24 protein-coding genes are annotated in these 22,634 nt (G+C 70.9%); 15 read left to right on the top strand and 9 right to left on the bottom strand.

What is annotated here, in order from left to right:
* The first annotated feature begins 83 nt into the window (after nt 1-83).
* Nucleotides 84-2,249, top strand: coding sequence for a methylmalonyl-CoA mutase (gene scpA, locus OXS49_RS13965; RefSeq protein WP_267425025.1), 2,166 nt, complete (start codon nt 84-86; stop codon nt 2,247-2,249).
* 95 nt (nt 2,250-2,344) lie between these two features.
* Here the strand turns inward: scpA and OXS49_RS13960 are convergent, their stop codons facing one another.
* Nucleotides 2,345-3,460 (bottom strand): alpha/beta hydrolase, encoded by a 1,116-nt coding sequence (locus OXS49_RS13960; protein ID WP_267425043.1) that lies wholly within the window; start codon nt 3,458-3,460, stop codon nt 2,345-2,347.
* Between the two features lie 230 nt (nt 3,461-3,690).
* On the opposite strand from OXS49_RS13960, the gene OXS49_RS13955 reads away from it, so the two are divergent.
* On the top strand, nt 3,691-5,325 hold the full coding sequence (locus OXS49_RS13955) for an alpha-D-glucose phosphate-specific phosphoglucomutase (RefSeq protein WP_267425024.1): 1,635 nt from the start codon (nt 3,691-3,693) through the stop codon (nt 5,323-5,325).
* Between the two features lie 205 nt (nt 5,326-5,530).
* On the opposite strand, the gene OXS49_RS13950 is transcribed toward OXS49_RS13955, so the two are convergent.
* Nucleotides 5,531-6,043, bottom strand: a complete 513-nt coding sequence (locus OXS49_RS13950) for a GNAT family N-acetyltransferase (protein WP_244003889.1) — start codon at nt 6,041-6,043, stop codon at nt 5,531-5,533.
* Nucleotides 6,044-6,236: 193 nt separating this feature from the next.
* On the opposite strand from OXS49_RS13950, the gene rpsD reads away from it, so the two are divergent.
* Nucleotides 6,237-6,854, top strand: coding sequence for a 30S ribosomal protein S4 (gene rpsD, locus OXS49_RS13945; RefSeq protein WP_243922244.1), 618 nt, complete (start codon nt 6,237-6,239; stop codon nt 6,852-6,854).
* A gap of 108 nt (nt 6,855-6,962) precedes the next feature.
* Here the strand turns inward: rpsD and OXS49_RS13940 are convergent, their stop codons facing one another.
* Complete coding sequence (locus OXS49_RS13940) at nt 6,963-7,277, bottom strand: hypothetical protein (protein WP_244003886.1); 315 nt, start codon at nt 7,275-7,277, stop codon at nt 6,963-6,965.
* 114 nt (nt 7,278-7,391) lie between these two features.
* On the opposite strand from OXS49_RS13940, the gene OXS49_RS13935 reads away from it, so the two are divergent.
* From OXS49_RS13935 to OXS49_RS13910, 6 genes are all read left to right on the top strand, one after another.
* On the top strand, nt 7,392-7,766 hold the full coding sequence (locus OXS49_RS13935) for a DUF2293 domain-containing protein (protein ID WP_244003884.1): 375 nt from the start codon (nt 7,392-7,394) through the stop codon (nt 7,764-7,766).
* A gap of 75 nt (nt 7,767-7,841) precedes the next feature.
* Nucleotides 7,842-8,051 (top strand): TOBE domain-containing protein, encoded by a 210-nt coding sequence (locus OXS49_RS13930; protein WP_244003882.1) that lies wholly within the window; start codon nt 7,842-7,844, stop codon nt 8,049-8,051.
* 222 nt (nt 8,052-8,273) lie between these two features.
* Nucleotides 8,274-9,335 carry a tRNA (adenosine(37)-N6)-threonylcarbamoyltransferase complex transferase subunit TsaD gene (gene tsaD / locus OXS49_RS13925; protein ID WP_267425022.1) on the top strand — a complete coding sequence of 354 codons (1,062 nt, stop codon included), beginning with the start codon at nt 8,274-8,276 and terminating at the stop codon, nt 9,333-9,335.
* On the top strand, nt 9,332-10,183 hold the full coding sequence (locus OXS49_RS13920; RefSeq protein WP_244003878.1) for a GNAT family N-acetyltransferase: 852 nt from the start codon (nt 9,332-9,334) through the stop codon (nt 10,181-10,183). The genes tsaD and OXS49_RS13920 overlap by 4 nt, the downstream gene beginning before the upstream one ends.
* Complete coding sequence (locus OXS49_RS13915) at nt 10,180-11,172, top strand: NAD(P)H-dependent glycerol-3-phosphate dehydrogenase (RefSeq protein WP_267425021.1); 993 nt, start codon at nt 10,180-10,182, stop codon at nt 11,170-11,172. Before OXS49_RS13920 ends, OXS49_RS13915 begins: the two co-directional genes overlap by 4 nt.
* Before the next feature lie 73 nt (nt 11,173-11,245).
* Nucleotides 11,246-11,596 carry a TfoX/Sxy family protein gene (locus OXS49_RS13910; RefSeq protein WP_244003874.1) on the top strand — a complete coding sequence of 117 codons (351 nt, stop codon included), beginning with the start codon at nt 11,246-11,248 and terminating at the stop codon, nt 11,594-11,596.
* A 16-nt stretch (nt 11,597-11,612) separates the two neighbouring features.
* Here OXS49_RS13910 and OXS49_RS13905 read toward each other — a convergent pair whose 3' ends face one another.
* A complete protein-coding gene (locus tag OXS49_RS13905) occupies nt 11,613-12,473 on the bottom strand; it encodes a LysR family transcriptional regulator (RefSeq protein ID WP_267425020.1) in 861 nt (286 codons plus the stop codon).
* A gap of 180 nt (nt 12,474-12,653) precedes the next feature.
* Between OXS49_RS13905 and OXS49_RS13900 the strand changes: the two genes are divergently transcribed.
* Nucleotides 12,654-14,138 (top strand): MFS transporter, encoded by a 1,485-nt coding sequence (locus tag OXS49_RS13900; protein WP_267425018.1) that lies wholly within the window; start codon nt 12,654-12,656, stop codon nt 14,136-14,138.
* 146 nt (nt 14,139-14,284) lie between these two features.
* On the opposite strand, the gene OXS49_RS13895 is transcribed toward OXS49_RS13900, so the two are convergent.
* A complete protein-coding gene (locus OXS49_RS13895) occupies nt 14,285-16,663 on the bottom strand; it encodes an EAL domain-containing protein (RefSeq protein WP_244003870.1) in 2,379 nt (792 codons plus the stop codon).
* Between the two features lie 444 nt (nt 16,664-17,107).
* On the opposite strand from OXS49_RS13895, the gene OXS49_RS13890 reads away from it, so the two are divergent.
* The 3 genes from OXS49_RS13890 to OXS49_RS13880 all read left to right on the top strand — a co-directional run bounded on the left by OXS49_RS13890 (nt 17,108) and on the right by OXS49_RS13880 (nt 19,264).
* Nucleotides 17,108-17,524: an EVE domain-containing protein gene (locus tag OXS49_RS13890; protein WP_244003929.1), complete on the top strand. Its 417-nt coding sequence runs from the start codon at nt 17,108-17,110 to the stop codon at nt 17,522-17,524.
* Nucleotides 17,525-17,769: 245 nt separating this feature from the next.
* Nucleotides 17,770-18,852 carry a DNA polymerase IV gene (dinB, locus tag OXS49_RS13885; RefSeq protein WP_244003868.1) on the top strand — a complete coding sequence of 361 codons (1,083 nt, stop codon included), beginning with the start codon at nt 17,770-17,772 and terminating at the stop codon, nt 18,850-18,852.
* A 154-nt stretch (nt 18,853-19,006) separates the two neighbouring features.
* Nucleotides 19,007-19,264 (top strand): hypothetical protein, encoded by a 258-nt coding sequence (locus tag OXS49_RS13880; RefSeq protein WP_244003866.1) that lies wholly within the window; start codon nt 19,007-19,009, stop codon nt 19,262-19,264.
* Nucleotides 19,265-19,322: 58 nt separating this feature from the next.
* Here the strand turns inward: OXS49_RS13880 and OXS49_RS13875 are convergent, their stop codons facing one another.
* From OXS49_RS13875 to OXS49_RS13865, 3 genes are all read right to left on the bottom strand, one after another.
* Nucleotides 19,323-19,523 carry a hypothetical protein gene (locus OXS49_RS13875; protein WP_244003865.1) on the bottom strand — a complete coding sequence of 67 codons (201 nt, stop codon included), beginning with the start codon at nt 19,521-19,523 and terminating at the stop codon, nt 19,323-19,325.
* A gap of 99 nt (nt 19,524-19,622) precedes the next feature.
* Nucleotides 19,623-20,249, bottom strand: coding sequence for a bifunctional nicotinamidase/pyrazinamidase (gene pncA, locus OXS49_RS13870; protein ID WP_267424982.1), 627 nt, complete (start codon nt 20,247-20,249; stop codon nt 19,623-19,625).
* A complete protein-coding gene (locus tag OXS49_RS13865; protein ID WP_267424980.1) occupies nt 20,246-21,223 on the bottom strand; it encodes a quinone oxidoreductase in 978 nt (325 codons plus the stop codon). Before OXS49_RS13865 ends, pncA begins: the two co-directional genes overlap by 4 nt.
* 190 nt (nt 21,224-21,413) lie before the next feature.
* Between OXS49_RS13865 and OXS49_RS13860 the strand changes: the two genes are divergently transcribed.
* Together OXS49_RS13860 and OXS49_RS13855 are read left to right on the top strand one after the other, a co-directional pair.
* A complete protein-coding gene (locus OXS49_RS13860; protein ID WP_244003928.1) occupies nt 21,414-21,710 on the top strand; it encodes a succinate dehydrogenase assembly factor 2 in 297 nt (98 codons plus the stop codon).
* Between the two features lie 23 nt (nt 21,711-21,733).
* On the top strand, nt 21,734-21,964 hold the full coding sequence (locus OXS49_RS13855; protein WP_244003859.1) for a hypothetical protein: 231 nt from the start codon (nt 21,734-21,736) through the stop codon (nt 21,962-21,964).
* Between the two features lie 21 nt (nt 21,965-21,985).
* Here OXS49_RS13855 and OXS49_RS13850 read toward each other — a convergent pair whose 3' ends face one another.
* Nucleotides 21,986-22,333 carry a BrnA antitoxin family protein gene (locus OXS49_RS13850; RefSeq protein WP_244003856.1) on the bottom strand — a complete coding sequence of 116 codons (348 nt, stop codon included), beginning with the start codon at nt 22,331-22,333 and terminating at the stop codon, nt 21,986-21,988.
* Between the last annotated feature and the right edge of the window lie 301 nt (nt 22,334-22,634).

The following is a 22,634-nucleotide window of genomic DNA, read 5'->3' as shown; positions in this document are numbered from 1 at the left end:
GGTGCGGGATCGACCTGAGGGGAGTAGCCCGCTCCGAGCACGTCCCTATAATGGCATGACAAACGCCATAACGAGTCAACGCCATGACCTCCCGCATCCCGAACTTCGCCGACATCCCGCTCGCCGGCGAATCGCTCGCGGTCGCGGCGCCTGTGCTCGGCGAGCCCTGGATGACGCCGGAGGGCATTCCGGTGAAGGGCCATTACGGGCCTGAGGACCGGGCGGGCATCGAGTTCCTCGACACCTATCCCGGCCTCGCACCGTTCCTGCGCGGCCCCTACCCGACCATGTACGTCACCCAGCCCTGGACGATCCGGCAATATGCCGGCTTCTCCACGGCCGAGGATTCGAACGCCTTCTACCGGCGCAACCTCGCGGCCGGGCAGAAGGGCCTGTCGGTGGCCTTCGACCTCGCCACGCACCGGGGCTACGATTCCGACCATCCCCGCGTCTCGGGCGATGTCGGCATGGCGGGCGTGGCGATCGACTCGATCTACGACATGCGCACGCTGTTCTCAGGGATTCCCCTCGACGAGATGACCGTGTCGATGACGATGAACGGCGCGGTGCTGCCGATCCTCGCCCTCTACATCGTCGCCGCCGAGGAGCAGGGCGTGCCGCCGCAGAAACTCGCCGGCACCATTCAAAACGATATTCTCAAGGAATTCATGGTCCGCAACACCTACATCTATCCCCCCAAGGGATCGATGCGGATCATCTCGGATATTTTTGCGTATACCTCGAAAAATATGCCGAAGTTCAACTCGATCTCGATCTCCGGCTACCACATGCAGGAGGCCGGCGCGACGAACGACCTGGAACTCGCCTACACGCTCGCCGACGGCGTCGAGTACATCAAGGCGGGGCTGGCGGCCGGGCTGACGATCGACCAGTTCGCCCCGCGCCTGTCGTTCTTCTGGGCGATCTCGACCAACTTCTTCATGGAGATCGCCAAGATGCGGGCCGCGCGCCTGATCTGGGCGAAGCTCGTGAAGGGGTTCGATCCCAAATCGGAGAAATCGCTGGCGCTGCGCACCCACTCGCAGACATCCGGCTGGTCGCTCACCGCGCAGGACGTGTTCAACAACGTCACCCGCACGAACATCGAGGCGATGGCGGCGACGCAGGGCGGCACCCAGTCGCTCCACACCAACGCGCTCGACGAGGCGCTGGCCCTGCCCACCGACTTCTCGGCCCGGATCGCCCGCAACACCCAGCTGTTCCTGCAGCAGGAGAGCGGCACCAGCCGGATCGTCGATCCCTGGGGCGGCTCTTACTACGTCGAGAAGCTCACCGCCGACATGGTCGCCCGGGCCTGGGAGCATATGCGCGAGGTCGACGGGCTCGGCGGCATGGCCAAGGCGATCGAGGCCGGCATCCCCAAGCTGCGGATCGAGGAGGCTGCGGCCCGCGCCCAGGCGCGGATCGATTCCGGCCGCCAGACCATCGTCGGCATCAACAAGTTCCGGGCCGACGACGACATGGCCATCGACCTGCTGCGGGTCGACAACGGCAATGTCCGCCGGCTGCAGATCGACAAGCTCCAGCGCCTGCGCGCCGAGCGCGACGAGGCCGCGGTCACGGCTCGGCTCGATGCGCTGACCCGGGCCGCGGACGGCGCCGGCAACCTGCTGGAACTCGCCGTCGAGGCCGCCCGCGCCAAGGCGACGGTGGGCGAGATTTCCGAGGCCTTGGAGAAGGCCTGGGGCCGGCACCGCGCCGAGATCCGCTCGATCTCCGGCGTCTACAAGCGCGAGGTGGGGGGCATGTCGCCTGTGGTCGAGGAAGTCCGGGCGCTTGTCGAGGCGTTCGAGGAGAATGACGGCCGCCGGCCGCGCATCCTGGTCGCCAAGATGGGCCAGGACGGGCACGACCGCGGCCAGAAGGTGATCGCCTCGGCCTTCGCCGATCTCGGCTTCGACGTGGATATCGGGCCGCTCTTCGCCACGCCGGCCGAGGCCGCCCGGCAGGCAGTGGAGAACGACGTCCACATCGTCGGCGTCTCGTCGCTGGCGGCCGGTCACCTGACCCTGGTGCCGGAATTGAAGGCAGCGCTCACCGAGCAGGGCCGGGACGACGTGATGATCGCCATCGGCGGCGTCATCCCGCCGGGCGACTACGCGGCGCTGACGGAGGCCGGCGCGGCGGCGATCTTCCCGCCCGGCACGGTGATCGCCGAGGCGGCGGTCAAGCTGATCCGGGCGCTGAACGAGCGGCTGGGGTATGAGGCCCGGCAGGCGGCTGAGTAGGGCGAGCCTCCCGCGGCGGCCGGGCTGGTCGCCGCGTCTGTGATCCTGCGATGTCGGAGCACCGCCGAAGCCTCGAAGGAGGCCTCCGGCCCGCCTCAGTTCAGCGCCTGCGGATCCGCCTCCGTGAGGAAGGCCCCGACGGCGTGGAGGAACTGCACGCGGTTCTTCTCCATCATCACCGTGTGGGTGCCCTCCCCCAGCTCGACGAAGCGCTTGTAGGGGGCGTGCGTCAGCTTGGTGAAGTATTCCTGCGCTTGGTAGCTCGGCAGATCGGCGTCCCACTCGGCGTGGATGATCAGCACCGGCACGCGGATCTCGCCCGGGTCGTAGAGCGGCTTGCCGGCCTGCCAGTATTCCTTCGAGTCGGCCACGACGCCGTTCGGCGCCCGCAGAACGGGCGGTGACTGCTTGGCGCCCGCCGCATCCGTCGCGAAGGTCGCGTCGGCCCATTGGTCGAACCAGCCCGGTGGGATCAGCGCGGCGGCCTTGTCCTCTGGTACGCCCGTCAGCCAGCGCGCCTTGGCGCTGTCCCGGCTGACGCTGCGGTAGGCGCCGAGCGGCCCGCTGCCGCCGATCAGGGCCGGCGTGCGCGCCAGCCATTGCGGCGCGTAGAGGACGAGCCGGTTGACCTTGTCGTTGTGGGTGCTGGTGTAGAGCCCCATGGTGGAGGTGCCCCAGGACCAGCCCATCAGGTCGATCTTCTCGACCCCGCGCCGCTTCAGGATGAAGTCGACCACCTGCCCCACCACCTTGGCTGCATCGGGCGTGCGCATGAAGGGTGCGTTGTCGGAGGCCGGCGCGTCCATGACCTTGGGGCGGCCGGATAGTCCGTAGCCCGGCAGGTCCACGAGGTAGACGTCGAAACCCAGGCCCGCGACGTAATCCATCGCCGACATCCCGCCGAGCGGCAGGTCGAAGGCGGTGGAAGCCGGGTAGGTCGCACCGTGGACGTAGAGCAGAATCCGGTCGCCCGGGAACCGGTCAATCCCGGCGGGTCGCTTGTTGCGCACGTAGATGTCGATGCCGGCCTCGCTCCAGGGCAGGCGGAATTCTTCGGTTTCCAGCGGGTTCGCCGGGGCCGCCGCCGCCGGAAGGGCCGCGCCCGCCGCGACGGCGGCCAGGGCCCCGATCAGGTGACGCCGCGGAAGGCCCTGGGGAAGCCCCTGGGGAAGGCCTTGGGCCGGCTGCGATGCGTTGCGATACCGTCGCATCCGCGGTGATCTGTCCGACATGGCGTTCTCCCACCCGCCTTCGCGGCGGCTTCCGGGACTTGAGCCGGTCGCACGGGCCCGGCGCAATATTCCGCGGCGCGCTCCATTGGACAGCGGGCCGGTTCCGTCTCCCGAAACGTTTTGAAAAAGCCCCCGCTGCGCGCTCCGCCCTGGTGACGCCGCGGCTTGGGACGGGCATTGAAGCGCAGGATCCCGGGAGACGCCCGCTCATGACGACCCCGACCACCGTTGCCACCACGCCCTTCCCCGACCAGAAGCCGGGCACCTCCGGCCTGCGCAAGAAGGTGCCGGTGTTCCGGCAGCCGAACTACGTCGAGAACTTCGTCCAGGCGATCTTTGACACCCTGCCCGACAAGGCGGGCGCCACCCTGGTGCTCGGCGGCGACGGGCGGTTCCTCAACCGCGAGGTGGTGCAGAAGACGCTGCGGCTCGCCGCCGGCAACGGGTTCGGCCGGGTGCTGGTCGGGCGCGGCGGCCTGCTCTCGACGCCGGCCGCCTCCTGCGTGATCCGGAAGGCCCAGGCGCTCGGCGGGATCATCCTCTCGGCGAGCCACAACCCGGGCGGGCCGGAGGGCGATTTCGGCATCAAGTTCAACGCCGCCAACGGGGGGCCGGCGCCGGAATCCCTCACCAACGCGATCTTCGAGCGGGCCAAGGCGCTGACCGAATACCGCCTCGTCGAGGCCCCGGATCTCGACCTCGACACGCTCAGCGACACCCGCCTCGGCGGCATGACGGTGACGGTGATCGACCCGGTGGCCGATTACGCCGCGCTGATGCGCACGCTCATCGACTTCGACGCGGTCTCGCGCCTGTTCGCCTCGGGCTTCCGCATGCGCTTCGATGCCATGAGCGCGGTGACCGGCCCCTACGCGACCGCGATCCTCGAAGGGATGCTCGGCGCGCCGAAAGGCACGGTGGTCAATGCCACTCCGAAAGAAGATTTCGGCGGCCACCATCCGGATCCGAACCCGGTCCATTGCCACGACCTGTTCGACCTGATGCAGGGGCCGGACGCGCCGGATTTCGGCGCCGCCTCGGATGGCGACGGGGACCGCAACATGATCGTGGCCCCGGGCCTGTTCGTGACCCCGAGCGACAGCCTCGCGCTGCTCGCCGCCCATGCCCACCGGGCGCCGGGCTATGCCGGGGGCCTCGCGGGCGTCGCGCGCTCCATGCCCACGAGCCGCGCTGCAGACCGGGTCGCGGCCGCCCTCGGCATCAAGGCCTACGAGACCCCCACCGGCTGGAAGTTTTTTGGCAATCTGCTGGATGCGGGCCTCATCACCCTGTGCGGCGAGGAGAGCGCCGGCACCGGCTCGAACCACGTGCGCGAGAAGGACGGGCTCTGGGCGGTGCTGCTCTGGCTCAACATCCTGGCCGCCACGGGCGAGCGCGCCGACGCGCTGGTGCGAGCCCATTGGCAGACCTACGGGCGCGACTATTACGCCCGCCACGACTACGAGGAGGTGGATTCGGACGCCGCCAACGGCCTGATGGACGCCCTGCGCCAGAAGCTCGCCGGGTTGCCGGGCACGCGGATCGGCGATCTCACGGTGTCGACCGCCGACGAGTTCGCCTACCGCGATCCGGTGGACGGCTCGCTGACCGAGCGCCAGGGCATCCGGATCGGCTTTGCCGAGGATGCGCGCGCCGTATTCCGGCTCTCGGGCACCGGCACCGCCGGGGCGACGCTGCGGGTCTATCTGGAGCGCTACGAGAACGCACCGGACCGGCTCGACCTCCCCGTGGCCGAGGTGCTCGCCTCTGTTGTGGCGGCGGCCCGCACGCTCGCCGAGATCGCACCGCGTACCGGCCGGCCTGAGCCGAGCGTGGTGACCTAAAACGGGGTTTCCACAGGGAGAGCCTTTTGGCGGGGTTCGGGGGCGGAGCCCCCGAGATCGGGCGAAGCCCGGCACCAGGGCTCTGCCCTGGACCCGCAAAAGGTCGAAGGCCTTTTGAAACCGGGACTTTCTGCCGACGCGCCTGACCCGCCAGCCCACCCGCTGACGGGCCGGCGATGGTGCCGCGGAACGACGGCATCGTCCATCAGGGCGCACCCGCACGATCGCCCGAGGGGGCATCGCCCAGCACCTTCACCATATGCACGGTGATGTCGTCGTCCCGGGTCCGGCCCGGGCCGGCATAGGGCTCCTCCCGCTCCACCCGGTAGCCGAGCGCGCCGTAGAGGCGCAGGTTCGCAACGTATTTCTTGTTGGTGTAGAGGCGCAGCTGCGCCAGCCCCGCCTCTCCGGCAATCCCCTCGGCGAGGCCGAGCAGCCGGGTGCCGAGGCCCCGCCCCTGGAAGGCCGGATGCACCGCCACGTTGACGATCAGCAGGTGGTCGGTCTCGACCTCGGTCTCGATCAGCGCGGCGAGGTCCGCGTCGGCCCGCAGCAGATCGAACCGGTGGGTCCGCACGGCCTCGGCGTAGTCCGCCTGCATCGGTGTCGGCAGGCGCCCGATCACCGGGATCCACTTGGTGTAGGCTGCCTCGACCAGCGCGCGGATCGCCTCCGCGTCCGCCGGATCCCCGCGCCGGATCGCAATCGTCTCGTCCACCAAGCGACCTCCTGTGGTTGACCGCGGCGCCCCCGTCCCTTAAGACGCAGCCCGTCGATGGGGCTCCGCACGGGGCCCCTTGGCGTTTTCATGCGCACCCGTGGGCGGGATCCTCCCGCCCTGTCGTCCCCGACATCCTGTCCGGGAAAAGGAGGGCGCGTTCCTCAATCTCGGTCACGAGAGGACGCGAAACATGTCGAAGCGGATTCAGGCGAAGCACAAGCTCGACCGCCGCATGGGCCAGAACATCTGGGGCCGCCCGAAGAGCCCCGTCAACCGCCGTGAGTACGGCCCCGGTCAGCACGGCCAGCGCCGTAAGGGCAAGATGAGCGACTTCGGCACGCAGCTGCGCGCCAAGCAGAAGCTCAAGGGCTATTACGGCAACATCACCGAGAAGCAGTTCCGCCGCTACTACGCCGAGGCGATCCGCCAGCGTGGCGATTCCGGCGAGAACCTCGTGGGCCTGCTCGAGCGCCGCCTCGACGCCGTGGTCTACCGGTCGAAATTCGTCGCGACCCCGTTCGCCGCGCGCCAGTTCGTCAACCACGGCCACGTCAAGGTCAACGGCGTGCGTGTCAACATCCCGAGCTACCAGGTGAAGGCCGGTGATCTCATCGAGGTCAAGGAGTCGTCCCGTCAGCTCGAGATCGTCATCGTGGCGACCCAGCTCCCCGAGCGCGACGTGCCGGACTACATCGAGGCTGATCACGCCAAGATGACCGCCCGCGTCACTCGCATCCCCACCCTGTCGGAGGTGCCCTACCCGGTGCAGATGGAGCCGAACCTCGTCATCGAGTTCTACTCCCGCTAAAATTCGACCGGACACGGTCTCGACGGAGGGGCTGCCCATCGGGCGGCCCCTTCGCGTTTCTGCTGTCACGTCCCTGAACGGTGGCTCGCGGGACGGGACCCCGGAGCCTCAGCACCCGTGGCAGATCGAGCCCATCGTGTTGTGCATCTTGCTGTCCCAGGCCTTCGAGCGGGCCTCCGCAGCCTTCTGGGCCTTGATCATCTCGGCCTCGTTCACGGGGCGCGGTCCTCCGGTGGCCGTCAGGCCGGCGCCGGGGGGCTTGGTCTGGCCCGTGGCGGTGAGCTGCCGGCTGCGCCGGACGCCGGGGGCCGAATCCGGGACCGGTGCGACGCCGGCACCCCGGTCGGAACCCGGGGCCTGGGCCAGCGCTGGACTCGCCCCGAGCAGAACGCCCAGGATCACCGCGTGACGGATCGTTGCCATGAACCAGATCTCCCCGGCGGGGGTTCGTGTCCCTGTCCCGCCTCGTGTGAAAGCAATCTTAGCGGATCCGAGCCGTGAAATCACACCGCCGGAGGGCCCCCGGTGAGCGACGCAATGCCCCCCCGTAATCGGCGCGAGGCGGTGGCGGCGGCGCTGGCGCGGCTTGCCCCACGCCTGCCGGACTTCGAGGCTGATTCCGTCCTGGCCCGGGCGCTGGCGAGCCCGGGCCTGCGCCGGGCTGCGCCCGAGACCGCGGCGCGGCTCGCCCTCGTGACCTATGCCCGCCATGTCTTCACCGATTACGATGACCTCTTGGCCGATGGGTATGACCGGGACAGCGCCCGGCACTTCGTCCTCGACGACCTCAACGCGGCGCTCGTCGGCTGGGGCGCGGCGCCGATTCCCGAGGAGGAGGCCGAGCAAGAGACCGACGACGAGGGCGATACCGGGGACGAGCAAGAGGGCGATCCGACCCCGGAGGCGCGCTGAGGCGGTCGCGCGCGGGCCCACCTTGCTGTAGGAGACCGGCCCAGCGCCGCCCGGTGCGGCAGGGGAACCGGATTCATGAAGATCAGCGCGCGCAACGTCATCAAGGGCACGGTCCTCTCGGTCGAAAAGGGTGCGACCACGTCCCTCGTGAAGATCGAGATCAGCCCCGGACAAGTGGTCACGGCCTCGATCACCAACGCGGCGGTCGATTCGCTCAAGCTCGTCGCCGGCGGTTCCGCCTATGCGGTGATCAAGGCCTCCGACGTGATGGTCGCGGTCGACTGAGGCGGCGGAATACGCGCGCCGGCTCGATTGGTACGGGTCGGCGATGGCCCCCAAGCCACGGCCTGATCCTGAGGTGCAGCGAAGCCGCCTCGGAGGAGGGTTCCGCTGCGCTTCGGGACCACAGGACGCGGGTGCGGATGGGGAGGATGGCTTAGTCCAAGCCCCGCCTTCACACCCAGACTGCTGGCGGCTTCGAGGCTGCCCGAACCAGGAGATCCACGCGTGCAGAAGACGGTGCTCGGTATCGAGACCACCTGCGACGAGACCGCCGCCGCCGTGGTCTCGGTCGACGCGGATGGCGTCGGGCAGATCCGCGCCGACGAGGTGCTAAGCCAGATCGCCGAGCACGCGGCCTATGGCGGCGTTGTGCCCGAGATCGCCGCCCGCGCCCATGTGGAGGTGCTCGACCGGCTGATCGCCCGCGCCCTTGAGAGAGCCGGGATCGGCTTGCCCGAGCTCGACGGGATCGCGGTGGCGGCCGGGCCTGGGCTGATCGGCGGCGTGCTGGTCGGACTCGTCACCGCCAAGACCCTGGCGCTCGTGACCCGCAAGCCGCTGCTCGCCGTGAACCATCTGGAGGCCCACGCCCTCACGGCCCGGCTGACCGACGGGATCGCCTTCCCGTACCTGCTGCTGCTGGTCTCGGGCGGCCACACCCAACTCCTGGCGGTGCGCGGCGTCGGCGACTACGTCCGGCTCGGCTCCACCATCGACGACGCCATCGGCGAGGCTTTCGACAAGGCCGCCAAGCTGCTGGGCCTCGGCTATCCCGGCGGCCCCGAAGTCGAGCGCATGGCCGAGGCCGGCGATCCCGAGCGCTTCGCCCTGCCCCGGCCGATGCTCGGCCGGCGCGAGGCCGATTTCTCCCTCTCGGGCCTCAAGACCGCCCTGCGGATCGAGGCGGAAAAGATCGCCCCGCTCGCCGAGCGCGACGTCGCCGATCTCTGCGCGGGCTTCCAGGCCGCGGTGGTCGACGTCGTGGTGGACCGCGCCCGGGTCGCCTTGCGCGCCTTCTCGGGCGTGGCCGGACGGCCCACCGCCCTGGTGGCGGCGGGGGGCGTGGCGGCCAACGGCGCGATCCGGCGGGCGCTCGCCGCGTTGGCCGGCGAGGCGGGCTTGAGCTTCGTCGCCCCGCCCCTGCACCTCTGCGGCGACAACGGCGCGATGATCGCCTGGGCCGGTCTGGAGCGCCTGCGCCTCGGCCTGGTCGACGACCTCACCGCCCCGGCCCGGCCGCGCTGGCAGCTCTCGGCCGATCCGGCCGCCGCGGCGGCGGCCGGATGAGCGCGGCGGCGCGGCGCGCGCATTGGCGCGAACTCGTCGAACGCCGCCTGCCCGAGGCCGCCCGGCCGGACTGGCCGGTGCGCCTCGACCATTGCTTCGCGCGAATCCTGCTCGACAACACCTGCGGCGGCCCCTGGCGCGACCATGTCCGCCCGCCGGCCCACGCCAACATGCCGCTCGATCAGCTCGAGATGACGATCGCGCTGGGCGAGGCCGTGCTCGCCGAGCACGCGGATCTCGCCCTCCTGAACCGCCGCTCCCTGGCATGGCGGGGCAAGATCGCGTGCGCCGTGGTCCCCAACTGCCTCCGGGACGGCGACCTGATCCTGCGCCGCTGGCGTCCGGACGACACGGCGCCCTTCGCGGCGCTCAACGCCGACCCGGCGGTGATGGCCTACTTCCCCCGGCCGTGGACGGAAGCTGAGAGCGCCGTCGAGGCGGGCCTCTGCGACCGTCGCTTCGTGGCCGACGGCTTCGGACCCTGGGCGGTCGAGCAGGGCGGCCGGTTCCTTGGCTTCGTCGGCGCCTTCCGGATCATGCGGGCCCTGCCGTTCCCGGGGGGCGAGCGGGTCGGCGCGACGATCGAACTGGGCTGGCGCCTGACGCGGGATGCCTGGGGCCGCGGCATCGCCACCCGGGCCGCACGGCTGACGCTGGCCGACCTCGCCGGGCGCTGCGGCATCCGCGCCGTCGTGGCCTACACGGCGGCCGGAAACGACCGCTCCCGGGCGGTGATGGAGCGCCTCGGCATGGTCCCGGCCGGAACTTTTCCGCATCCGGCGGTGCCGGACGGGCCGTTGCGCCTCCACCGCCTCTATCGGCTCGAACACGCGGAGGTCCCGGCATGAGCGCGCCGATCAACGTCGTCGGTGGCGGGGCCTGGGGAACCGCACTCGCCAACGCCGCCGCCGCCGCCGGGCATCCCGTCACGCTCTGGCTGCGCGGCCCGGAGGCCGCCGCCAGGCTCCAGGCCGAGCGGGAGAATCCGCGCTACCTTCCGGGCGTCCCGCTCCATCCGGGCATTCGCGCGACGGCGCAGTCTGAAAAACTCGCCGGCGCCCGGGCGACCCTGCTGGTGGTGCCGGCCCAGACCGTGCGCGGCGTGCTGGAATCCCTGCGTGCGCCCCTGGCCTCGGCCGGCCCGGTGATCCTCTGTGCCAAGGGTATCGAGCGCGGCAGCGACAGCTTCATGAGCGCCGTGGCGGGGGAGGTCCTGCCGCCGGACACGCCGGTCGCGGTCCTGTCGGGTCCAAGCTTCGCGGCCGACGTGGCCCGCGGCCTGCCCACCGCCGTGACCCTGGCGGCGGCCGATGCCGGCCGTGCCGCGTCCCTGTCGGCGCTGCTCTCGGGGCCGAGCCTGCGGCTCTACCACACCGACGACGTGCGCGGCGTCGAGATCGGCGGGGCCGGCAAGAACGTGCTGGCCATCGCGTGCGGGATCGTGGCCGGGCGCGGCCTCGGCGAGAGCGCCCGGGCGGCGCTGATCGCCCGGGCCTTCGCCGAGCTGATGCGCTTCGCCCGCGCCTTCGGCGGCCGGCCCGAGACCCTGATGGGCCTCTCGGGGCTCGGCGACCTCGTGCTGACGGCCTCCTCGCCGCAATCGCGCAACTTCGCCTTCGGGCAGCGGCTCGGCGCCGGGGCAACTCCAGACGAGGCCGCAGGCGGCAAGCTCGCCGAGGGCGCCTTCACGGCCGCGGCCCTGGATGGCCTCGCGGCGGCGCAGGGCGTCGAGATGCCGGTGGCGCAGGCGGTCGCGGCGATCGTGGCGGGTTCGGCCGGGGTCGACGACGTGGTCGCCGCGCTGCTGGCGCGACCGCTGCGCGGGGAGACGGATTGAGACGCTCTCCGCCGGACAAATCTCTATCCAGCCCGTCGAAGGCTCTTCGAGCGTAAGCGAAGTGTGAAGGACGATGGCGACCAAGCAGAGCTCTGCCGAATTCATCGTCGAGCAGATCGGCGGGGCCGGACATGTCACCGCCCGGAAGATATTCGGCGAGTACGGCCTCTACTGCGACGGCAAATTGGTCGGGCTGGTGTGTGACGAGCGGTTGTTCGTCAAGCCGACTGCAGCGGGCCGGGCCTATCTCGGTTCCGTCACGGAAGCCGCGCCATATCCGGGGGCGAAGCCATGCTTCCTGATCGCCGGAGAAGCGTGGGACGATGCGGATTGGCTGATGGAACTCATCAAACGGACCGCCGCTGAGTTGCCGATTCCGGCGGCGAAGAAGGCCGGGCGCCGCCGCGTCAGGGCGCTGCCCTGACGACCCGCCAAAGGGCTCAGCCCTTTGGAAACCCGTGACGTGCTCCCCGGAACGCCGCCGTGATCGCCCGCAGCGTCTCCCGGGTCTTCGGGTCGGAGGGCGCGGCGTGCAGCACGATCGACAGCACGGGGAGCGGCGGCAGGCCCAGCGCCGGGCCGACATCCACCACGTCGGCCGGCGCGAGCCGGCGCGGGAAGGCTGCCACCGCCAGCCCTGCCGACAGGGCCGCGGCGATCGCAGCCGTTCCGCCCAGAAACACCTCCGTCCAGGCGATCCCGGCCCGGTCAAGCAGGCGGGCCGCCACGTCGCGGACGGCGCAGCAGGGCAGGGACGCGGCCAGCCGCAGCGACTCCCCCGACCGGTGCGCGAAGCCCAGCGCCGCGAACCAGCCGAACGGCTCCGGCCCCAGGATCTCGCCCGCGCGCCGGTCGTCGTCGCTGCGGATGATCGCCGCGTCGAGCCGGCCCGCCTCGAAGGCGTCGAGCAGGGGACGGGCGTTGTCGATCTGCACCTCCACGGTCAGCGCCGGATCGACGGCGTTCATCCGCGCCAGCAGTGCCGGAACCTCCGGCCCCATCACGTGGGCCGCGATGCCGAGCCGGAAGCGGCGTGGCGGCGCCGTCAGCTCCGCCAGAGCCCGCTCATGCGCGGCCAAAAAATCCCGCGCCGCCGCGAGGAAGATCGCCCCCTGCGCGGACAGGCGGACCTGACGCGGCGTCCGCTCGATCAGCCGCTGGCCGAGTCGGTCCTCCAGCCGCTTCAGCTTCACGCTCACGGCGCCCTGCGTCGACCCCAGCGCCTCGGCCGCCCGGGTGAAGCTCCTGTGATCCGCCACCGTCACGAAGGCGCGCACGGACTCGACGTCGAGAACGGCCATGCGGTCCATCCCAAAGTGTCATCACTGAAATTGTTATCCATCCGATTGTGTTGTGATCAAGGGGACGACACCTTCGGCCGCATCGTCCGGCCTCCGAAGGTCTTGTCGATGGTCAGAGACCAGAATCTGCAATCGAACGCATCCATATCGGGCCTCGGTCCAGGATTGGGCCAGCCATTCGTGGGGAATCGACATCGCAATACGCCGGCGCTCGCGGCGATCTGCCTGTCAGCCCTGATGCTGGGATTGAAGATCTCCAGCATTCCGTCGATCCTGCCGACACTGGAGCGGGTCCTGGGCGCCGATTTCCGGCAGCTCCAGTGGATCATGAACGCCTACACGGTGGCCATGACCACCTGCCTGATGGCCATGGGAACCCTGGCGGACCGCTTCGGCCGCCGACGGGTGTTCCTCATCGGCGTCGCGGCTTTCGGGGTGGCCTCGCTGCTCTGTGGGCTGGCGCCCAGCGCTCCGGTGCTGATCGCGGCCCGGGCCCTCCAGGGGGCGAGCGGCGCCGCGATGCTGGCCTGCCAGACCGCTGTGCTGTCCCACCAGTTCCGGGACGGTGCCGCGCGCGGGATGGCGTTCGGCTGGTGGGGCATCGTGTTCGGCTTCGGCCTCGGCTTCGGGCCGCTGATCGGCGGCGTCACCGTCGCGGTGCTGTCCTGGGAATGGGTGTTCCTGGTCCATGTCGGGCTGGCGCTCGTCACCCTGGCCCTCGGCCGCGCGGGCATCGCCGAATCCGCCGATCCGCAGGCGCTGCGCATCGATCTCGCGGGGATCGCGACCCTGTCGCTCGCCGTGTTCAGCCTCGTCGACCTGATCACCCGGGGGCAGAAGCTGCGGGCCGACGATCCGATGAGCCTCCTGGCGCTCGTCGGCGCCGCGAGCGCGATCACCTTCGTGATCGTCGAGCTGCGCGCGGCGCGGCCGATGTTCGACTTCGCGGCCTTCCGCAACCGGCGCTTCTCGGGCGCCCTGCTCGGGTCGGCCGCGATGAATGCCAGCTTCTGGCCGTTCGTGATCTACCTGCCGATCTACGTGCAGGCGGTGCTGGGCTACGACAGCGTCGCGGCGGGCTTCGTGCTGCTCGCCTACACGCTGCCGACCCTGGCGGTGCCGCCCGTGGCGGAGCGGCTGCTGCTGCGCCACGGCCCGGGCGTGGTCATCCCCCTCGGCCTGTTCACCATCGGGGCGGGGTTCCTGCTCATGCGGCTGGCCGCCACCGGGGCCGGGGCAGGCTGGCTGACGCTGCTGCCGGGCTGCGTCCTGGCGGGAATCGGGCTCTGCCTCACCAACACGCCGGTCACCAACACCGCCACCGGCGCGGTGTCGGCGGACCGCGCCGGGATGGCCTCCGGCATGGACATGAGCGCGCGCATGATCACGCTGGCGGTCAACATCGCGCTGATGGGCGTCCTGCTGCTCCAGGGCGTCCGGGCGGGCCTCGGCCGGGTGCTGCCCGCGGAGGCGGCCGGATCGCTCGATGCGCTGGCCGAGGCCGTGGCGGCCGGCAACCTCCCCGCCGACGGGATCGGCCCGGCCCTAGCCCGGCAGGCGCTCGCGTCGGGGTTTGCCGGGGTGATGCTCTACGGGGGGCTCGGCGCCTGGATGTTCGCGGGCCTGAGCCGGCTCGTCTTCGGCCGGCGGGGCGTGGCCGGCTGAGTGCCTGCGTGCCCGCCAAGCCCGGGGTTCCAAAGGGCTGACGCCCTTTGGTGGGTTGTCAGGGCAAAGCCCTGACGTTCATCAGAGCTCTGCCCTGGACCCGCGAAAGGGCTCGCCCTTTCGAAACCATGACGGGATCGGGCCGCTCACGCCACGGCGGCGGCCGGATTCTGCGCGTCGCCGTGGGTGTATTCGGCGAAGTGCGCGATCGGTCCGGGCCGGCCGAGCAGGTAGCCCTGCGCGATGGTGCAGTGCTCCGCGGCCAGGAAGGACAGTTCGTCGTCGGTCTCCACGCCCTCTGCCACCACGGCGAGGCCGAGGCCGCGCCCCAGGCCCAACACGGAGCGCACGATCGCGGCGGCCTGCGGGTTGCTATTGACCGCCTTGATGAACGAGCGATCGATCTTGATCCGGTCGAACGGGAAGGAGCGCAGGTTCGACAGGGAGGAGTAGCCGGTGCCGAAATCGTCCATGGCGATCCGCACGCCGAGCGCCTTGAGCTGGCGCAGGGTGAGCAGCGCCCGCGCCGGATCGCGGATCAGCGCGGTCTCGGTGATCTCGATCTCGAGGCGCTCCGCCTTCAGGCCGCTCTCGAACAGGGCCCCGTGGACGAACTGGACGAAGTGCGGGTTGTGGAGCTGCACCGCCGAGACGTTGACGGCGATCGCCAGGGGCTGCGGCCAGAGGGCCGCCGTCCGGCAGGCCTCGCGAAGCACGAAGGCGCCGATCTCCAGGATCGCCCCGGTCTCCTCGGCGATCGGCACGAACTCGGCCGGGGAGATCGGGCCGCGCTCCGGATGGCGCCAGCGCAGCAGCGCCTCGAAGCCCATCACCGCGCCGGTCTCGATCCGCGTCTGCGGCTGGTAGACGAGGTGCAGCTCGCCCCGGGACACCGCGTGGCGCAGGTCGTGCTCCAGCATGCGCCGGTCGCGGATCTGGGCGCCCATGCTGGCGTCGAAACGGCGGCAGGTGCCGCGCCCCTCGGCCTTGGCCCGGTACAGGGCGGCGTCGGCGTGGCTCAGGAGCGCGCGCTGGTCCTGCGCGTCGTCGGGATAGACCGCCAGCCCGATGCTGGTGGCGATCACCGGGCCGGAGGCCGCCGGCACCGCCGCGAGCATCGCCAGGATCCGCTCGGCCAGCCGCTCGGCCGATCCCTCGGCGGAGCCGTGTCCCAGGGGCGTCAGGATCGCGAATTCGTCGCCGCCGAGCCGGGCCATCAGCTGCGTGGGATCGAGCAGGCCCCCGACGCGCAGCGCGAGGTCGCGCAGCATCGCGTCGCCGGCGGCATGGCCGAACAGGTCGTTGACCTCCTTGAACCGGTCGAGGTCGAGGCAGAGAACGGCGAGCCGGGTGCCCTGGTCGTTTGCCGCGCGCAGCTCCCGCTCCAGCCGGGCGTGGAAGCTCGTCCGGTTGGCGAGCCCCGTGAGGGCGTCGTGATGGGCGAGGTAGTGGATCTGGCTCTCAGCGCGGCGGCGGGCGCGCAGGTCGCGCACCGCCACGGCGTAGTGCGGCTGGCGGCCGTACTCCGCCACCGGCCGCATGATCACCTCCACCGGGACGGTCCCGCCACCCGCCGGCACGAGTTCGGCCTCGACGGGCTCTCCGGCCGTGCCGGCCGCCGCCGCAAGGCCGGGCAGGTAGGTGGACAGGCGGGCGCCCACCAGGGAAGCGGCCTGCGTGCCGGCGAGCCGGGCGAAGGCCTCGTTGGCGCTGACGATCTGGCCGTCGCGGCACACCACGAGGCCCTCGACGGCCGCGTTGGCGAGGCTGCGCAGGCGCTCGCGCTCGGATTCGGCGCGCCGCCGCTCCCGCAGGTCGAGGAGGAGGGCGGCCCCGGCGAGCAGGAGGATCAGCGAACTGGCCAGGGCGACGGCTGCGGCGAGCCATTCGGTCCGGATCGCGCTCGCGGGGATCGCCACCGTGGGATCGGGCAGGATGGTCACCGCGGCCATCCCGGTGAAGTGATGGCCGCAGATCGCCAGGAGCAGCAGCCCGGCGCCGAGGCCCCGGCCCCGGACGGTGACGGCCGACAGGCCCGCCACCAGGGCCAGGGCGCCCAGCACGGCGCCGACCACCACCGAGCCGGCGACCACCGCCGGGTTCCAGATCAGATGCCCCGGCACCTGATAGGCGGCCATGCCGGTGTAGTGCATCGCCGCGATGCCGCCGCCCACGACGGCACCGCCGACCGCCGCCCGCGCCCGGCCCCCCATGGCCGCCAGGGCGAAGCCGAGCCCGGTGATCGCGACGGCATCGGCGTAGGACAGGATCGTGAGGCCGATCCCGTAGCCCGAGGGCAGACCCGGCGCGTAGGCGAGCATGGCCAGGAAATGCGTGGCCCAGATCCCCGAGCCCCCCGCCACCGCGGCGACGGCGAGCCACGTGTAGCGGCTGCGCCCGCCGGCCCGCCCGGCATGGGCGAGCAGCCCGGTCGCGGTCGCGCTCGCCAGCGCGCAGACCATGGCCGCGAGGGCCACTAACCACAAGTTGTGTTCCCCGACGAAGCAGCCGATCACGGTCAGCATATGAACAATCAGCGGTAGTTACATGGCTTTGTTGATAGAATTACTAATGATTAGAGTTTAATATTTGAACAACAGCCACGGTCTACACCCCATGGCGCGAAGTACGGGTCGGCATAGTCTGCTCCCTGACCGAGCCGGCATGCTGCGCGGTGCCACGGGTTCGCGGCACGCGCAGGATGCCGGAGGGGGGCGTGGCAACGCGATCGGGGGCCGCTCGCGCGCGCACCGCCGAAGTGGACTCCGGTCCGACGCGAGAGCGCGTGCCACAACATGGGCTTAGAGCCGCGCGCGATTGCCACGCGATCGGGCTCAGTTCTAAGAGCCTCTCACACAACGTCCGATCACCGGGAGCCCTCCCGCCGCAGGCGACGGCGCGGCGGGCGTTGTGTGACAGGCTTCAAGACGGGTGCGCCGCCGAACCGGGCGGCCGGTGGGGATGCGGCGATGGCGTACTGGCTGTTCAAATCCGAGCCCGCGACCTGGTCGTGGGACCAGCAGATGCGGGCCGGCGCGGTGGGCACGTTCTGGAACGGGGTGCGCAACCACCTCGCCAAGAAGCATCTGATGGCCATGCAGGTCGGCGAGCAGGGCTTCTTCTACCACTCGAACGAGGGCAAGGCGGTGGTCGGCCTCGTGGAGGTGATCCGGCCTTATTACCCGGATCACACCGACGAGACCGGCCGCTTCGGCATGGTCGACGTGCGCGCCCTGGAGGCGCTGCCGCGCCCGGTGACGCTCGACGCCATCAAGGCCGATCCGGCGCTCGCCGACATGGTGCTGGTGAACAATTCCCGCCTGTCGGTGCAGCCGGTGACCGAGGCCGAATGGGCCCGGGTGCGTGTCCTGGGCGGACTCGACTGAGCGCGCCTGACGGAATGGGCACAGTCGCTGAGGCGCTGGAGCGTAGCGCAGGCCTCGAAGAAGCCCTCCAGCTGGCCGCGCGATCCCTGGAGCCCTCCTTCGAGGCTCGCTGACGCGGGCGCCTCAGGATGAGGTGGCTGGGTGGAACTTCCCTGTTGAGCCCCATTCAACACGCCTTGACCCCAGCGCTCCGCCGCGCTCTTTCAGAACAGAACGGGAACTAACCGCGGATCTTTGAGGCGGCGATGGATCCGGAGGTCGCGCTCCGAAAAATCATCCACATCGACATGGACGCGTTCTACGCCTCCGTGGAGCAGCGCGACGACCCGTCCTTGCGCGGCAAACCCCTGGCGGTGGGCGGCTCGCGGGAGCGGGGCGTGGTGGCGGCGGCGAGCTACGAGGCGCGCACGTTCGGCGTCCGCTCGGCCATGCCGTCGGCCACCGCCCGGCGGCTCTGTCCGGACCTGCTGTTCGTGAAGCCGCGCTTCGAGGTCTACCGGGGGGTCTCGGAGGAGATCCGCGCGGTCTTCGCCCGGCACACGGCGCTGATCGAACCGGTGGCCCTCGACGAGGCCTATCTCGACGTCACCGAGAATCTTCTGGGGCTGCCCACCGCCACCGCCGTGGCCAAGGCGATCCGGGCCGAGATCCTGGAGCGCACCGGGCTCGTGGCCTCGGCCGGGGTCTCGTACAACAAGTTCCTGGCCAAGGTGGCCTCCGACCACAAGAAACCGAACGCCCTGTTCGTCATCACCCCCGCCATGGGGCCGGACTTCGTGGCCGAACTGCCGATCGGCCGGTTCCACGGGGTCGGCCCGGTCACCGAGGCCAAGATGAAGCGGCTCGGGATCCACACCGGGGCGGACCTGCGCGCCTGGGCGCCGGAGCGCCTGCGCGAGATCTTCGGCTCGTCGGCGGCGTACTACCACGCGGTCGCCCGCGGCATCGACGCGCGGCCGGTGCGCGCCCACCGGGTGCGCAAGTCGATCGGCGCCGAGACCACCTTCTCGGAGGACACCGCCGCCTTCGAGGTCCTGGCCGCCCGGCTGGCGCCCCTGTTGGACAAGGTCTGGGCCGGCGCCGTCGCCAAGGGCATGCGCGGCCGGACCGTGACCCTGAAGCTCAAGTTCTCGGATTTTGCCCAGGTCACCCGGGCGAAGTCGCTCGTCGCCCCCGTGCCCGACCGGGCGAGCCTGGAGCGGATCGGCCTCGATCTGCTCGCCGGACTGTTTCCCCTGCGGCGCAGCGCGCGGCTGATCGGCGTGTCGCTGTCGGGCTTCGCCCAGGGGGAGGATGAGGCGCCGATGCAACTCGGATTAGAGATTTAGCCGTCTGATCAATTTTAGGTTACAAGTCTTATGCTGCGACGCGGCGCCTATTGTGCGATGCCGCACTTTCGGTCCGGCGAGGCCACCCCAGATTGAGGACACGGCGTGCGGCACCGTACGGACGGGCGCCGCCGGAATGGAAGGACCCTCCCCCATGTCGAAGCCCGCTTCGCTGATCGCCGCCTGCGCGCTGACCCTGACCCTCCCGGCCGGCGCCGCCCTCGCGGATGGCAATGCCGCCTTTGGCGCCTCCAACACGGCGCTCCTGATGGGCAACACCGCGAGCCCCGGGCGCCTCTACGTGCCAACCCCCGGTGACGAGGATCGGATCGTCACCAGCTCCATCGCGGCTCCGACCGTCGCGCCCACCCCGCATGGGCGGAAGGCTCCGGCCCGCAACACGGTCCGCTGAACGAATCGCAGGCCCGGGCGCCCATCCGGCGCTCGGGCCGACGTGAGGTTGCGAACGCTCAGGCGTTCTTGCGCGGGCGGTGATCCGGGTCGATGCCGCCATCCACCTTCGTCTCGTTGTCCACGTCGCCCTCGAAGGTCGAATCGGCCTGCAGATCCGCCGGGTCGGCGCCGCTCATGCCCTTCGAGGTGCCGATGCCGGGATTGCCCTTGAGGTCGGCATCCGTGGGGGTCGCGGTCTTGGGGTGCTTGCTTGACATGCTGGCTCCTGTCGGATGCTGGAGCCGGGCCAACGCTTCGGGGCCGGGACGGTCGCCCGCCTGCCGTGCGGCGGTTCGCCTCCCGGGCGATGCGGGCGCTCAGCCGATCTCCGCCGCCGCGATCCGGAGGACGCCCGCCGCCTCCATCCGCGCCCAGGCGTCGGCGAGCGACCCCTCGACGTCGATCCCGCGCACCGCATCCGCCGCCACGCAGACGTCGAAGCCCGCCGCGCGGGCATCCAGTGCGCTCCAGGCCACGCAGAAATCGGTGGCGAGCCCACACAGGACGACCCGGGTGATCCCGCGTTCCCGGAGCGCCCCGGCGAGCCCGGTGCGGGCGGTCCGGTCGGCCTCCAGGAAGGCCGAGTAGCTGTCGATCCGGGGATCCAGCCCCTTCCGGATCACGAGCCCCGCCCGGTCGGTGGCGAGCCCCGGCGCGAACGCCGCGCCCGGGCTGCCCTGGACGCAGTGCCGGGGCCACAGAACCTGCGCGCCGTAGGGGAGCGCCACGCGCTCGAACGGGGCCCGCCCGGCATGGTTGTCCGCGAAGGAGACGTGGTCGGCCGGGTGCCAGTCCTGCGTCAGGGCCACATTCCGGAAGCGGCCCTGCAGCGCATTGATCGGCTCGACCACCGCGTCGCCCTCCGGGACGGGGAGCGCCCCGCCCGGAAGGAAATCGACCTGCACGTCGATCACGAGGAGCAGGTCGGAGGCGCCGGGTGTCACGGCAGCATCACGATCGAGCCGGTGGTCTCCCGGCCCGCGAGGTCGCGATGCACCTGCTGCGCCTCGGCCAGCGGGTAGGTGGCGTTGACCGCGATCTTCACCGCGCCGCTGCCGACCACCGCGAACAGGCGGGCGGCGGCCTCCTCCAGGGTGGCGCGGTTGGACGAGAAGGTCGCCAGCGTCGGGCGGGTCACGTAGAGCGAGCCGCGCGGGGCGAGCAGGCCGAGGTCGAGCCCGGTGATCGCCCCGGAGGCCGAGCCGAAGCTCGCCAGCAGGCCAAGCGGCGCGAGGCTGTCGAGCGAGCCCATCAGGGTCGCCTGCCCGACGCCGTCATAGACCACCGGCACGCCCTTGCCGCCGGTGATCTCGCGCACCCGCTTGGCGACATCCTCCTCGCGGTACAGGATGACGTGGTCGCAGCCGTTTTGCTTGGCGAGTTCCGCCTTCTCGGGGCTGCCGGCGGTGCCGATCACCGTGGCGCCGAGGTGCTTGGCCCATTGGCAGGCGATCAGGCCGACGCCGCCGGCGGCCGCCTGCCACAGGATCGTGTCGCCGGGCTTCACCGCATAGGTCCGGTGCAGCAGGTACTCGACGGTCAGGCCCTTGAGCATCATGGCGGCGGCGGTCTGCTCGTCGACGCCGTCGGGGATCGGCACGGCCGCTGAGGCCGCGACCACCGGCTCCTCGGCGTAGCAGCCATCCGCCACCGAGCCGTAGGCGACCCGGTCGCCCGGCTTGAACTGGGTCACGCCCTCGCCGACCGCCGTGACGGTGCCGGCGCCCTCCTTGCCGGGGGTGTAGGGCAGGTGCGGCGACTTGTAGGCGCCGGTGCGGAAGTAGATGTCGATGAAGTTGACGCCGATGGCCGCTTGGCGGACCCGGATCTGGCCGGGGCCGGGCTCGGCCAGGGGGACGTCCTCGAACTTCATCACCTCGGGGCCGCCGTACTCGTAGACCCGGATCGCCTTCGGCATCGCTGGACTCCCGCTCGCCGCCCCGTGCGGGGCGTTGGCCCTTCGAGATAACGAAGCGTCGGGCGGAGGCAATTGCTTTTTGGCCCTCGCCCCGCGGGGCCTCCGGGGCCGGATCCTGGATCCTCGGCGGATGGCCGCCTATCTTGGCGTGAACGCCCGCCCGTCCCTCCGACCGGAAGTCCCGAAGAAAATGTCCGGCACCACCCGCACCAGCGCCGACCTCGATCCGCGCCGCCGCCGCCTCCTCTTCCGCGCCTGGCACCGGGGCATCCGCGAGATGGATCTGATCATGGGCCGCTTCGCCGATGCCGAGATCGGCACCCTGTCGGAGGCGGAACTCGACCAGTTCGAGGCGCTGATCGAGGTGCCGGACCGCGACCTGTTCAAGTGGCTCACCGGCGAGGTCGAGACACCCTCGAACTACGACACGTCGGTCTGGCAGCGCGTGCGCGCGTTCCACCGGCACGATGCGCCGATCCATTCCTGAGAGGGACCGCCAGAGTGCCTGACATGGACGAACCCAAGCCCAATTACGACCACCCGGCCCGCTCGATCGCCACCGAACTGGTGGTGCGAATCATGCTGGAGATGATGGAGCGCTCCGATCCGGCGCTCCGCGGCGAGATCCTGCGGCAGGCCACGGCCCGCGCGGAGGCGATGACGCAGGACATGCCCAACGCGGATTTCTTCCGCGGCCGGGTCGAGGCGGCGCTGGCCGAGATCGTCGGGCCCGACGCGTGAGGAGCCCGGTCGGGAAAGCGCTCAGCGGCCCTTCCCGACCGCGAGCATGTGGCGCCGCAGCACCGCGTTGATCCGTGCCTGATAGCCCCGGCCGGCGCGTCGGAAGTAGCGCAGTACGTCGCTATCCAGCTGGATTGAGACCGCCTCCCTGTCCGGCGAGCCCACTGTGGAATCGTCCCAGAAGGCGTCGTCGAGCCCGGGATGGTCCGGGTCGAAGGCGCTCATGTGCTCGATCGCCTCCTCGGTGAGCGCCGCGAGCTGTCCACGGTCGCTGCCGGTGGCGACAGGCCGGAACGTCCAGTCGGGCTGCCGCTGCAGCATTGTACCGTCCGCCAAGCGGGTGAAGGTGATCGCGTCAGCATGCGCCATAGCGTGCGCGGTTCCTTCTTGGTCGCGGGCCAAGCGGTGACGAGCCGCGTCACCGGTCCACGCATGGTGTAGACGACGGTGAAGACCCCATCGCGGGCTTGGCCGACGGTAATCCGGCGCTCCTCGCCGTCATCGCCAGACGAGGCGCGGGTCCCCTCTCCCGTGCGGGAGAGGGACAGGGTGAGGGATCGGGGCCTTCAGGAAGAGGAGCGCTCTATCGGCGCGGCGATGTTCGATCCTGAGCGTTCTCGCCCCTCACCCCAACCCTCTCCCGCACGGGAGAGGGGGCTCGTCGCGTCCG

It is taken from the genome of Methylobacterium sp. GC_Met_2 (assembly GCF_026540795.1).
Taxonomy (GTDB): Bacteria; Pseudomonadota; Alphaproteobacteria; order Rhizobiales; family Beijerinckiaceae; genus Methylobacterium.
The sequence above is the reverse complement of the archived record's forward strand: the minus strand, read 5'-3'. Positions and strand labels throughout refer to the sequence as shown.

Coding starts and splice junctions, on each gene's coding strand:
- scpA (WP_267425025.1), top strand. CDS start 84: ATGACCTCCCGCATCCCGAACTTCGCCGACATCCCGCTCGCCGGCGAA.
- OXS49_RS13960 (WP_267425043.1), bottom strand. CDS start 3,460: ATGCGACGGTATCGCAACGCATCGCAGCCGGCCCAAGGCCTTCCCCAG.
- OXS49_RS13955 (WP_267425024.1), top strand. CDS start 3,691: ATGACGACCCCGACCACCGTTGCCACCACGCCCTTCCCCGACCAGAAG.
- rpsD (WP_243922244.1), top strand. CDS start 6,237: ATGTCGAAGCGGATTCAGGCGAAGCACAAGCTCGACCGCCGCATGGGC.
- OXS49_RS13940 (WP_244003886.1), bottom strand. CDS start 7,277: ATGGCAACGATCCGTCACGCGGTGATCCTGGGCGTTCTGCTCGGGGCG.
- OXS49_RS13935 (WP_244003884.1), top strand. CDS start 7,392: ATGCCCCCCCGTAATCGGCGCGAGGCGGTGGCGGCGGCGCTGGCGCGG.
- OXS49_RS13930 (WP_244003882.1), top strand. CDS start 7,842: ATGAAGATCAGCGCGCGCAACGTCATCAAGGGCACGGTCCTCTCGGTC.
- OXS49_RS13920 (WP_244003878.1), top strand. CDS start 9,332: ATGAGCGCGGCGGCGCGGCGCGCGCATTGGCGCGAACTCGTCGAACGC.
- OXS49_RS13915 (WP_267425021.1), top strand. CDS start 10,180: ATGAGCGCGCCGATCAACGTCGTCGGTGGCGGGGCCTGGGGAACCGCA.
- OXS49_RS13910 (WP_244003874.1), top strand. CDS start 11,246: ATGGCGACCAAGCAGAGCTCTGCCGAATTCATCGTCGAGCAGATCGGC.
- OXS49_RS13905 (WP_267425020.1), bottom strand. CDS start 12,473: ATGGCCGTTCTCGACGTCGAGTCCGTGCGCGCCTTCGTGACGGTGGCG.
- OXS49_RS13895 (WP_244003870.1), bottom strand. CDS start 16,663: ATGCTGACCGTGATCGGCTGCTTCGTCGGGGAACACAACTTGTGGTTA.
- OXS49_RS13890 (WP_244003929.1), top strand. CDS start 17,108: ATGGCGTACTGGCTGTTCAAATCCGAGCCCGCGACCTGGTCGTGGGAC.
- dinB (WP_244003868.1), top strand. CDS start 17,770: ATGGATCCGGAGGTCGCGCTCCGAAAAATCATCCACATCGACATGGAC.
- OXS49_RS13880 (WP_244003866.1), top strand. CDS start 19,007: ATGTCGAAGCCCGCTTCGCTGATCGCCGCCTGCGCGCTGACCCTGACC.
- OXS49_RS13875 (WP_244003865.1), bottom strand. CDS start 19,523: ATGTCAAGCAAGCACCCCAAGACCGCGACCCCCACGGATGCCGACCTC.
- OXS49_RS13865 (WP_267424980.1), bottom strand. CDS start 21,223: ATGCCGAAGGCGATCCGGGTCTACGAGTACGGCGGCCCCGAGGTGATG.
- OXS49_RS13860 (WP_244003928.1), top strand. CDS start 21,414: ATGTCCGGCACCACCCGCACCAGCGCCGACCTCGATCCGCGCCGCCGC.
- OXS49_RS13855 (WP_244003859.1), top strand. CDS start 21,734: ATGGACGAACCCAAGCCCAATTACGACCACCCGGCCCGCTCGATCGCC.
- OXS49_RS13850 (WP_244003856.1), bottom strand. CDS start 22,333: ATGGCGCATGCTGACGCGATCACCTTCACCCGCTTGGCGGACGGTACA.